Source organism: Mycobacterium sp., from assembly GCF_035653355.1.
Lineage (GTDB): Bacteria > Actinomycetota > Actinomycetes > Mycobacteriales > Mycobacteriaceae > Mycobacterium.
In genome coordinates, this window is the sequence record NZ_DASRBZ010000050.1 from 1 (window position 1) to 10902 (window position 10902).

8 protein-coding genes are annotated in these 10902 nt (G+C 65.6%); 1 reads left to right on the plus strand and 7 read right to left on the minus strand.

What is annotated here, in order from left to right; all coding sequences use genetic code 11:
• Nucleotides 1–65: 65 nt before the first annotated feature.
• From typA to VFA16_RS01545, 6 genes are all read right to left on the minus strand, one after another.
• On the minus strand, nucleotides 66–1952 hold the full coding sequence (typA, locus tag VFA16_RS01520; RefSeq protein WP_324966119.1) for a translational GTPase TypA: 1887 nt from the start codon (nucleotides 1950–1952) through the stop codon (nucleotides 66–68).
• A gap of 77 nt (nucleotides 1953–2029) precedes the next feature.
• Nucleotides 2030–2767 (minus strand): respiratory nitrate reductase subunit gamma, encoded by a 738-nt coding sequence (narI, locus tag VFA16_RS01525; RefSeq protein ID WP_324966120.1) that lies wholly within the window; start codon nucleotides 2765–2767, stop codon nucleotides 2030–2032.
• A gap of 1 nt (nucleotide 2768) precedes the next feature.
• Entirely contained in the window at nucleotides 2769–3422 is a 654-nt protein-coding gene (gene narJ, locus VFA16_RS01530) for a nitrate reductase molybdenum cofactor assembly chaperone (protein ID WP_324966121.1), read from the minus strand.
• Nucleotides 3419–5068 carry a nitrate reductase subunit beta gene (gene narH / locus VFA16_RS01535; RefSeq protein ID WP_324966122.1) on the minus strand — a complete coding sequence of 550 codons (1650 nt, stop codon included), beginning with the start codon at nucleotides 5066–5068 and terminating at the stop codon, nucleotides 3419–3421. The genes narJ and narH overlap by 4 nt, the downstream gene beginning before the upstream one ends.
• A gap of 34 nt (nucleotides 5069–5102) precedes the next feature.
• On the minus strand, nucleotides 5103–8801 hold the full coding sequence (locus tag VFA16_RS01540) for a nitrate reductase subunit alpha (protein ID WP_324966126.1): 3699 nt from the start codon (nucleotides 8799–8801) through the stop codon (nucleotides 5103–5105).
• 473 nt (nucleotides 8802–9274) lie between these two features.
• The gene (locus VFA16_RS01545) at nucleotides 9275–9658 is read right to left on the minus strand and encodes a (deoxy)nucleoside triphosphate pyrophosphohydrolase (RefSeq protein WP_324966123.1); all 384 of its coding nucleotides are present in this window, start codon (nucleotides 9656–9658) and stop codon (nucleotides 9275–9277) included.
• A 26-nt stretch (nucleotides 9659–9684) separates the two neighbouring features.
• Here VFA16_RS01545 and VFA16_RS01550 point away from each other — a divergent pair, with 26 nt between their 5' ends.
• Nucleotides 9685–9975, plus strand: a complete 291-nt coding sequence (locus VFA16_RS01550) for a 4a-hydroxytetrahydrobiopterin dehydratase (protein WP_324966124.1) — start codon at nucleotides 9685–9687, stop codon at nucleotides 9973–9975.
• Here VFA16_RS01550 and VFA16_RS01555 read toward each other — a convergent pair.
• On the minus strand, nucleotides 9956–10902 hold a 947-nt coding region (locus tag VFA16_RS01555; RefSeq protein WP_324966125.1), incomplete at its 5' end, for a mannosyltransferase. The two genes, VFA16_RS01550 and VFA16_RS01555, sit on opposite strands and share 20 nt — an antisense overlap.

Consider the following 10902-nt stretch of genomic DNA (forward strand, 5'->3'; position numbering starts at 1 on the left):
AGCGGGATTGCGAATCTCCCGGCCGGATTTCGCAGTGGCGTTACGCTCGCGCGAAGCTGGCACAGTTAACCCCGGGCCTTGGCCCGCGCGCGGCTGCGGGCCCGCGCGGTGGCGTCCAGCTCGACCTTGCGGACCCGCACGATCTCCGGCGTCACCTCGACGCATTCGTCGGGCGCGCAGAACTCCATGGCCCGTTCCAGGTCCAGCTCGAGCGGCTTGGCCAGGGTTTCCATCACGTCGGCGGTCGACGACCGCATGTTGGTGAGCTTCTTCTCCCGGGTGACATTGATGTCGAGATCCTCTGGGCGTGGGTTGATTCCGACGACCATGCCCTCGTACGTTTCTTGCCCCGGCTCGACGAAGAACTGGCCCCGGTCGGCCAGCTGCAGCAACGCGTACGCGGTGACGGTGCCGGAGCGGTCCGACACCAGCGAGCCGCTGTGGCGGGTGCGGATCTCCCCCGCCCACGGCCGGTAGCCGTCGAACACCGCATGGGCGATACCCGTGCCGCGGGTCTCGGTCAGGAAGTCGGTGCGCCACCCGATCAGCCCGCGGCTGGGCACCGTGAAATCCATCCGCACCCATCCGGTGGCGTGGTTGACCATCTCGACCATGCGGCCCTTGCGCGCGCCCATCAACTGCGTGACCGCGCCGACGTACTGCTCCGGGCAGTCGATGGTCAGCGCCTCGAACGGCTCATGCAGTTTGCCGTCGACGGTCTTGGTCACCACCTGTGGCTTGCCGACGGTCAGCTCGAAACCCTCTCGCCGCATCTGCTCGACCAGCACGGCCAGCGCCAGCTCGCCGCGGCCCTGCACTTCCCAGGCGTCGGGCCGGCCGATGTCGAGCACCCGGATCGACACATTGCCCACCAGCTCGGCGTCGAGCCGTGCCTTGACCATCCGCGCGGTGAGCTTGTGGCCGGGCACCTTGCCGGCCAGCGGCGACGTGTTGGTTCCGATGGTCACCGAGATCGCCGGCTCGTCGACGGTAATCCGGGGCAGCGCAACGGGATTGGCGGGGTCGGCGAGCGTGTCGCCGATCATGATGTCGGGTATGCCCGCGACTGCCACGATGTCCCCGGCTTCTGCTTCCTCGGTGGGTGAACGCTCCACCCCTTCGGTGGCTAATAGCTCGGTGATCTTCGCGGCAGCGACGACGGGTTCGCCGTCGATTTCGCGCAGCCACGCCACCTGCTGTCCCTTACGCAACCGGCCGTTGTAGACGCGGATCAACGCCAACCGGCCCAAGAACGTCGACGCGTCGAGATTGGTGACGAGCGCCTGAAGCGGAGCGTCCGGGTCGCCGCTGGGCGGCGGGATGTGCTGCAACAAAACATCAAACAGCGGATCGAGGTTGTCGCCCTCGGGAAGCTGGCCGTCGGCGGGCGGCACGGTGCTGGCCACGCCAGCGCGCCCGGAGGCATACAGCGTCGGCAGACCGAGAGCTTCCTCAGCGGCCTTGGCCGCTTCGTCGTCGAGATCGGCCGCGACGTCGAGCAGCAGATCATGGCTGGCATCGACGACCTCGGCGATGCGGGCGTCGGGCCGGTCGGTCTTGTTGGCGACGAGGATCACCGGCAGATGTGCGGCCAGCGCCTTGCGCAGCACGAACCGGGTCTGCGGCAGCGGGCCTTCGGCGGCGTCGACCAGCAACAGGACCCCGTCGACCATCGACAGCCCGCGTTCCACCTCACCGCCGAAGTCGGCGTGGCCAGGGGTGTCGATCACATTGATGACCGTGACGCTGCCGTCGGGGTGATGACGGTGCACGGCGGTGTTCTTGGCCAGGATCGTGATGCCTTTTTCCCGCTCGAGGTCACCCGTGTCGAGCACGCGCTCTTTGGCTTCGCCGCGCTCTTGCAACGCGCCGGACTGCCGCAGCATGGCGTCGACCAGTGTCGTCTTGCCATGGTCGACGTGGGCAACGATGGCGACGTTGCGAAATTGCACCGGGTGATTCTGGCAGTGGTTGGCGCCGACCGCGAAATGCAGCTGGCCGCGGGTCCGCAGTCTCGACTGGCCCGCGGTCACCAACCGGGGCGGCGCGGCGCTGCCCCGACCAATTCATCGTCGACGACCTCGCGACTGCGGTAGACGATGTAAGGCCGGAACAGATACGCGATCGGAACGCTGAACGCGTGCACCAGTCGGGTGAACGGCCACAGGGCGAACAGCAGCAGCGCGATCGTCGCATGCACCTGGAAGTAGAACGGCGCCTGCAGCATCAGATCGCCGCGCGGGTCCAGCACAAAGATCGACCGAAACCAAACCGACACGTTCTGCCGGTAATCGTGCACCGCGCCGTAGTGCGTGGCCCCCATCATCGTGCAGCCCATGCCGGCCACCATTGCGCACACCAGCACCGGGTACATCAGCTTGTCGCTCAGGGTGGTGGCAAGGCGCACCGGTCCGCTGGTCCATCGTCGATAGATCAGCAACCCGATGCCGATCAGGGCGGCGACCCCGGCGGGCGCACCGAGGATCAGCGCCTGCAGGTGGTAGAAGTGGTCGCTCATCCCGATGTCCTCGGTCAGCCACTCGGGAATGCATAGGCCCATGATGTGGCCCATGATCACCATCAGGCTGCCGAAGTGAAACAGCGGGCTGCCGATGGCCAGTAGCCGCGACTCGTAGATTTGTGAGGATCGGCTGGTCCACCCGAACTTGTCGTAGCGGTACCGCCACCAGGTGCCGACGGCGGCGATCGACAGCGAGACATATGGTGCGACGTCCCAGAAGATTTCGGTAAGGCTGGTGTGGGCCATCTCAGGTTCCGCCGGTTCGTTTGGGTGGCACGGTCAAGGTAAACGGTTGCAAGCCAACGGCTTCGGCCGGGGGGCCCTGCGCGGCGAGCCGTTGCGCCCGGCGCACATCTTGGTCGGTCACGGCCGGGAGCGTTTCGCACACCGCGGCGATGACGTGTTCGTACGGCGACTGCGCGTCCCGCAACGCCCCCAGCAGCACGTCGATGGGCACACGATGCTCGACCAGCAGCCGGCGCCCCGCCTCCGGATCGACCGTCCCGGCGAACTCGAGCACCACCGGAAGGTGGTCGGGGGCCTCTGACTTCGGCGGTTCGACACCGGCGGCGCGGTATGCCGCGGCGAAAGCCAGCATTTCCCTGCCCCGATTGCGGGTGTCGCCGGCGGTCCAATAGGTCAGGTACATGGTCGACCGCCGGCGCATATCAAAGGTCTCGACATATTCGGCGGCGGCGGTCAGCGGCTCGGTGGCGCGCAGCGCGGCGACGGTGCGCCCCAGCAGTTCGGCAACGGTTCCGTCCAGGTGGGCCAGCAGGCGTTCCACCGTGTCGAGTCGCTCGTCACGCTGTTCGTCGGGATAGGCCAACAGGAGCGAAGCCGCCTGCCACACCAACCGGTCACGCAGTTCGGACCCTCGGGATCGCGCGCGGAGCCTCACTGCTGTTGCTGCCCTTCGGGAAACATCCCGGTCGGCACGTCGCGACCGTCCCAGTTCAGCAGATTCACTCGGGACGAACCATTGCCGTTGCTGGACCCGCCGGCGCCCGCAGGATGCTTGAGCGTGTGGAAGGTCTCCACGCTGACCGGCACCGGTGCGTCGGCTGCACCGAACGGGCCTGCTTCGTACATGCCCGGGCCGCCATCGCTGTCCAGCGAGCACCCGGCCAACTGGTCCAGTTCGCGGGCCTCGGCTTTGTACGCAGTCGGAATGACGTACCGCTCTTCGTATTTCGCGATCGCGAGCAAGCGGTACATCTCGTAGATCTCTTCTTCGGTCATCCCGACGGCATGGGGTATCTGCGGTTGCGTCTCACGCCCCAGATTGATGTCACGCATATAGGAGCGCATCGCCGACAACCGTCGCAGGACCTGCTCGACCACGCTGGTGTCGCCGGCCGTGAACAATTCGGCCAGGTATTGCATCGGGATACGCAGCGCGTCCAAGGCGCCGAAGAGGTTCCCCAGGTCTTCCCCGTCGTGGCCCTCGCGGCTGACCGCGTCCACTACCGGCGACAGCGGCGGGATGTACCAGACCATCGGCATGGTGCGGTATTCCGGGTGCAACGGCAGCGCGACTTTGTATTTGTTGATCAGCGCGTAGATCGGTGAGCGTTGGGCGGCCTCGATCCACTCGTCGGAGATTCCTTCGGCCTGCGCGGCGGCGATCACCTCCGGATCGTTGGGGTCCAGAAAGACCTGGCACTGCGCCTGGTACAGATCGGTGTCCTTTTCCACCGACGCCGCCTCCAGCACCCGATCGGCGTCATAGAGCACCAGCCCGAGGTAGCGCAACCGGCCCACACACGTTTCCGAGCAGATGGTCGGCATGCCGACCTCCATGCGCGGGTAGCACAAGGTGCATTTCTCAGCTTTGCCGGTCTTGTGGTTGAAATACACCTTCTTGTACGGGCATCCCGACACACACATCCGCCAGCCGCGGCAGCGGTCCTGGTCGACGAGCACGATGCCGTCTTCGGTGCGCTTGTACATTGCACCGGACGGGCACGACGCCACGCAGGACGGGTTGAGGCAGTGCTCGCAGATCCGCGGCAGATAGAACATGAAGGTTTCTTCGAGCGCAAGCTTGACGTCCTCGTTCACCTTCTTCAGGACCGGGTCGTCGCGCATCGTCTCGGTGGAGCCGGCCAGGTTGTCGTCCCAGTTCACCCCCCACTCGATTTTCATCGGGTTGCCGCTGATCTGGCTACGCGGTGCGGCGGTCGGGAACGTGTCCCCTGCCGGGGCGGTGGTGAGGTTTTCGTAGTCGTAGGTCCACGGCTCGTAGTAGTCACCGATGGTGGGCAACTTGGGGTTGGCAAAAATCCGCAACAGCTTGGCGATGCGCCCGCCGTCGCGAAGCCGCAACCGGCCCTTCTTGTCACGGATCCAGCCCCCGCGCCAGCGCTCCTGGTCTTCGTAGGTCCGCGGATAGCCCACGCCCGGCCGGGTTTCGACGTTGTTGAACCACACGTACTCGGTTCCGGTGCGATTCGTCCACGCCTGCTTGCAGGTGACCGAACAGGTGTGGCAGCCGATGCACTTGTCGAGGTTCATCACCATCGCAAGTTGCGCCATGACTTTCATCGGTGGCCCCGCTCCCCATGCTTCGGCAGATGCATCAGTACTGCACCTTCTGGTCGCGCCGGCGCACTATGGTCACCTCGTCGCGCTGATTGCCGGTCGGGCCAAGGTAGTTGAAGGCGAACGCGTGCTGGCCGTAGCCGCCGGCGAGGTGGCTGGGCTTGATGCGCACCCGAGTGAGCGCATTGTGGTTGCCGCCGCGCTTGTTGTTGGTCTCGGTGCGCGGAGTGTCGACGGTGCGTTCCTGCACGTGGTAGACGAACACCACGCCGTCGGGCATCCGGTGCGAGACGATGGCCCGGCACACATAGATGCCGTTGGCGTTGACCGCCTCAACCCAATCGTTGTCGCGGACATTGATTTTCGCCGCGTCGGCTGGGCTCATCCACATGGTCGGACCGCCGCGCGACAGCGAGAGCATGTAGAGGTTGTCCTGATAGGTGGAGTGAAAAGACCACTTGGAGTGCGGGGTCAGGTACCGCACGGTGAGCCCGATGCCGTCTCCGGTGGGGCCGAGCTCCGGAGCGTTGAACAGCCGCGTCATGTCCAGCGGTGGCCGATAGACGGGCAGGTGCTCACCGAGTTCCTCGATCCAGTCATGGGCGAGGTAGAAGTGCATGCGTCCGGTGAGCGTGTGAAACGGCTTGAGGTGCTCGATGTTGATCGTGAACGGCGCGTAACGGCGACCACCGGTCTCGCTGCCGGACCACTCCGGGCTGGTGATCACCGGAACCGGACGGGCCTGCGTGTCGGCGTAGGTGATGCGCTTTTCTTCGCTGCCCTCGGCCAGGTGGGCCAGCCGCTGCCCGGTCCGCTTTTCCAGCTCGTGGAAACCCTCGACGGCTAGCCGGCCGTTGGATGTGCCGGACAGTAGCAGTATCACATCGGCCATTCTGTTGGCCGTTGTAATGGCCGGACGGCCTTGGCCGGCACCGGAGTTCATCACGCCGAACTTCGCGGCCAATTGCTCGACTTCCTGGAAGGGATGCACGGTGACGCCTTTGACCGTCAGCCCGAATTTGTCGACCAGCGGGCCCAGTGTGACCCACTTGTCGTAGATCGCACCGTAGTCGCGTTCCACCACGGTGAGCTTGCTCATTGTCTTGCCCGGTATCGGCACTTCGCCGGTATGCCGCCAATCACGCTCTGTACCATCGGGATACGCCAACGCATCCGGGGTGTCGTGCCCCAGTGCGGTGAGCACCACATCGCTGCGGGTACCGAGGTGACGCTTGGCCATCGCGCTGAACGTGCGCGCGATCGCACCGAAAGCATCGAAGTCCGAACGGGTTTCCCACGGCGGGTCGGTGGCCGGGCTGAACGCGTGCACATACGGGTGCATGTCGGTGCTGGACAGATCGGCCTTCTCGTACCAAGTAGCGGCCGGCAGCACAATGTCGGACACCAACGTCGTCGAGGTCATCCGGAAGTCGATCGACATCATCAGATCGAGCTTGCCTTCCGGAATCTCCTTGTCCCAAGCGACATCTGTGGGCCGAACCCCGTCGCCCGGGGCGTCGCCCTGGACGTTGGAGTCGGTTCCCAGGAGATGGCGCAGGAAGTACTCACCGCCCTTGCCTGACGAGCCGATCAGGTTGGCTCGCCACACCGTGAGTACCCGCGGCCAGTTGACGGGATTGTCGGGATCGCTGATCGCCAGATTCAGCTTGCGCTGCCCCAGTTGTTCGGCGACGTATTCTCCGACGTCACGGCCGGCCGCCTTCGCTTCGTCGGCCACGTCGAGACTGGACCGGTCGAACTGCGGGTAGAACGGACTCCACCCCATCGCCGTTGCGGAGGCCAGCAGGTCCATCGTGTGCTTGCCGGCGAACCGGCCGCGGCCGACCGGGCTCGTCAGCTTGTCCGCTCCATAGGCGTCGTAGCGCCACTGGTCGGTGTGGGCATACCAGTACGAGGCGCCAGGCACCTGCCGCGGTGGCCGCGACCAGTCGGTGGCCATCGCCATCGTCTGCCAACCCGTGAGCGGTCGCACTTTCTCCTGACCGACGTAGTGGGCCCAACCACCGCCGTTGCGTCCCATGGATCCGGTCAGCATCAGCAGCGCCAACACCGAGCGGTAGATCGCGTCGCCGTGGAACCAGTGACAGATGCCGCCGCCCATGATGATCATTGAGCGACCGCCGGATTCCTCTGCGCTGCGGGCGAACTCGCGTGCGACGCGGATGGCCTGCGCGGCCGACACCCCGGTGATCGGTTCCTGCCAGGCGGGCGTGTTGGGATGGCTGGCGTCGTCGTATCCGGTGGGCCACTCGCCGGGCAACCCGGGGCGTGCTACCCCGTAGTGAGCGAGCATCAAGTCGAGCACTGTGCACACCAGGTGCTTGCCGACGCGGCGCACCGGGACGCCGCGCGACACGGTTTCGCCGTGCCCGTCGATGGTGTCGAAGCTGGGCAGCCGAACCAGCGCGGTGGTGCGGTCACCGTTGCTGGCGCGCGGAAGTTCCACGCTCAGCGCCGGTGTCACATTGCCCAGGTCTAGATTCCACTTGCCGACCCCGTCCTCGCCGTAGCGGAATCCGAGTGAGCCGTGGGGCACCACGATGGAGTCGGTACCTGCATCCAACACGACCGGTTTGAACGCCGCATTTTCCACCGCTTGACCGATGTCGGCTGCGGTGAGGTTCTTTCCGGGCACCAGTCCGTCGTCGCGCTCTTCGAGCTTGATCAAAAACGGCAGGTCGGTATAGCGGCGCGCATAGTCGGTGAAGAATGGAACCTGCTGCTGGACATAGCATTCGGAGAGGATCACGTGGCCCATCGCCATGGCCAGCGCCCCGTCGGTGCCGGCCGCGCACGGCATCCACTCGTCGGCGAACTTGGTGTTGTCGGCGTAGTCAGGGCTGACAGTCACGACTTTGGTGCCGCGGTAGCGGGCTTCGGCCATCCAGTGCGCGTCAGGCGTCCGGGTGATCGGCACGTTGGAGCCCCACATGATCAAATACGCTGCGTCCCACCAGTCGCCAGACTCGGGCACGTCGGTCTGGTCGCCGAAGACCTGCGGCGAGGCGACCGGCAGGTCGGCGTACCAGTCGTAGAACGACGTCATCACGCCGCCGATCAGCTCGACGAACCGGCAGCCCGCAGCATGGCTGACCATCGACATCGCCGGGATCGGCGAAAAACCGGCGACCCGGTCGGGCCCGTAGGTCTTGATGGTGTGCACGTGGGCTGCGGCGATCATCTCGGTGGCTTCAGCCCAGCTCACCCGGACCAGACCGCCCTTGCCGCGGGCCCGCTGGTAGCGGCGGCGGCGCTCGGGGTCGGCCTGGATGTCGGCCCACGCCAGCACCGGGTCACCGAGCCGCGCCTTGGCATCCCGGAACATTTCGACCAGCACGCCGCGGGCATAGGGATAGCGCACCCGGGTCGGCGAATAGCTGTACCAGGAGAACGACGCACCGCGGGGACAGCCGCGAGGCTCGTACTCCGGCCGGTCGGGACCCACCGACGGGTAGTCGGTCTGCTGGGTCTCCCAGGTGATGATCCCGTCCTTGACGTAGATCTTCCACGAGCATGAGCCGGTGCAGTTGACTCCGTGGGTGGAGCGGACCACCTTGTCGTGGCTCCACCGGTCTCGGTAGAAGACATCGGCTTCGCGGCCGCCGCGGCGCGTGACTGTGCGCAGGTCTTCGGAGAACTCACCGGGCGTGAAGAAGCGGCCGCTGCGTTCCAGCAACTCCTCCAGAGGACCTCCGACGCGCGGTGTCGGTGTCACAGTCACCTAAGGATCTCCTTACACGTAGCGGCGCCGCTTCGGCTTAGGGCCTTGGGCGTGCAACCCGTTGCGGTATTTGCGGGATCGGTCAGCGATTCGACGGCGATCTCGCCGACCCGGCCGACCAGCTACTGACGTGCCCGTCTGCATCGGCGGTACGCGCGCTGATCAGCGACTGTTTACAAGCATAAGCGTTGGGTTGCGGCCCAGCCACGCTGGCTGTCGAGCCGCTGCTGACGTAGAGACCGCTCGACCGCGCCGCGTTTCTGCGCCGAAATGCGCCGGTAACAGCCCTGGAAGCCGTTCCCACGTCGTACAGGAAATCATCGGCACCGCTAACACAACCGTAATTCGGCGTAAATGTTTCGTATGCCCCTGTAAAAACTCGATCACATTGCGCACCTTCGGTAATGCTGTGTGTTTGCCGCAAGGCGGCTGTGGGCGTGTCGGGGTGGCCCTTGGTTCACGCGCGCTCACAGCAGTTCGGACAGCGCAGCCAGCCATGCCCGGTCGGCGGGCACCCAGTCGACTCGATCCAGTTCCGCGGCCGTTACCCAGCGCAGCGCACGGTGGTCGCGAGGATGGGGCTGACCGCGGATCAACTCGACTCGATAGGCGCGTAATGTCGCTGTGCCGTCGAGGTCGATGTCGTGCCCCAGCCGCTCGCCGACCGCCACGTCGATGCCGAGTTCTTCGGCCAGCTCCCGGGCCAGGGCGTCGGGCTCAGATTCCCCCGCCATGACCTTTCCCCCGGGCAGCTCCCAGCGGCCGGCTAATTCTGGTGGCCGGTCCCGTTGTGCGACCAACAGTGTGGATCCGGAGATGACGGCTCCGGCGACGACGATCTGGTTCGGCATCGCGGGTGACGGTATACCGTCGATCCATGGCTGTGTTAACCGATGAACAAGTCGACGCCGCACTGCCAGACCTCGACGGCTGGGAGCGAGCAGGCGGTGTGCTGCGCCGGGCGATCAAGTTTCCGTCGTTCATGGCAGGCATTGACGCCGTGCGCCGGGTGGCGGAGCACGCAGAAGCTAAGAATCATCACCCGGATATTGATATCCGTTGGCGGACAGTCACTTTCGCCTTGGTGACGCATTCCGAGGGCGGCATCACGCAAAACGACATCGCGATGGCGCGCGACATCAACGGGATTATCGGGACTCCGAGCTGACCGTTCGTCGTCCACTCGCGGCGATCCATGCCAACGTGGCCAGCGTCGCCACGATGTAGACCAACCCGCCCCAGGCCAGATACCACGGCCGGCTGCTCTGCCAGATGCTCGGTTGCGCGAAGCTCAGCAGCCACGGCACACCGACGACGGTCAACGCGAGCCAGCACCATCCGAGAATCCGCGTGCCGCGGCGCTCGGACAGCGGGCCGTGGATCAGCCAAATCATCAACGGCACCAGCCATACCCAGTGGTGGGTCCAGGAGATCGGTGAGAGCAGCAGCCCGAACAGCTGCACCACCAGCAGCATGCCCAACCGGTCCGGTGCGCCGCTGGCACCCTTGAGGGCCCGCCAGGCCAGCACGGCCAGTACCGCGGTGATGAGAATTGCCGCCACCACCAGCGCGTCATATCCCGTGTCGTGACCGAAGATTCGACAGATCGCTCCGCGCCAGGACTGGTTGAAGGTTGTGCAGATCGGTCCGACCCGATCGGTGTCGGGAAGCAGGTCCTTGAAGTAGTAGCGGACCTGGTCACCGACGACCAGTGCCGAGATCGCGACGCTGGCCACGAAGACGACCGCCGAGAAGACCGCCGCCGCCCATCGCCGGACCCCGACGAAATAGAGGCCGGTGATCGCCGGGGTCAGCTTCACCCCGGCAGCCACGCCGACCAGTAGGCCCGATAACCACCACCGGGTGGTGTAGGCCGCCCAGAGCACGGCCAGTACGAGCAGCACGTTGATCTGGCCGTAGTCGAATGTGCTGCGCAAGGGCTCGATCCATATCGAGACCGCGGTCCACAGCATGGCGGCGCGCTGGCCGGCGCCGGCCGGCACACCGAGCAAGCGCTGGCTGATGCGAACCACGCCGTACAACGCCGCCATAGTTCCGACCGTCCACAGAAATGCGATCAGGCCGAACGGCAGGA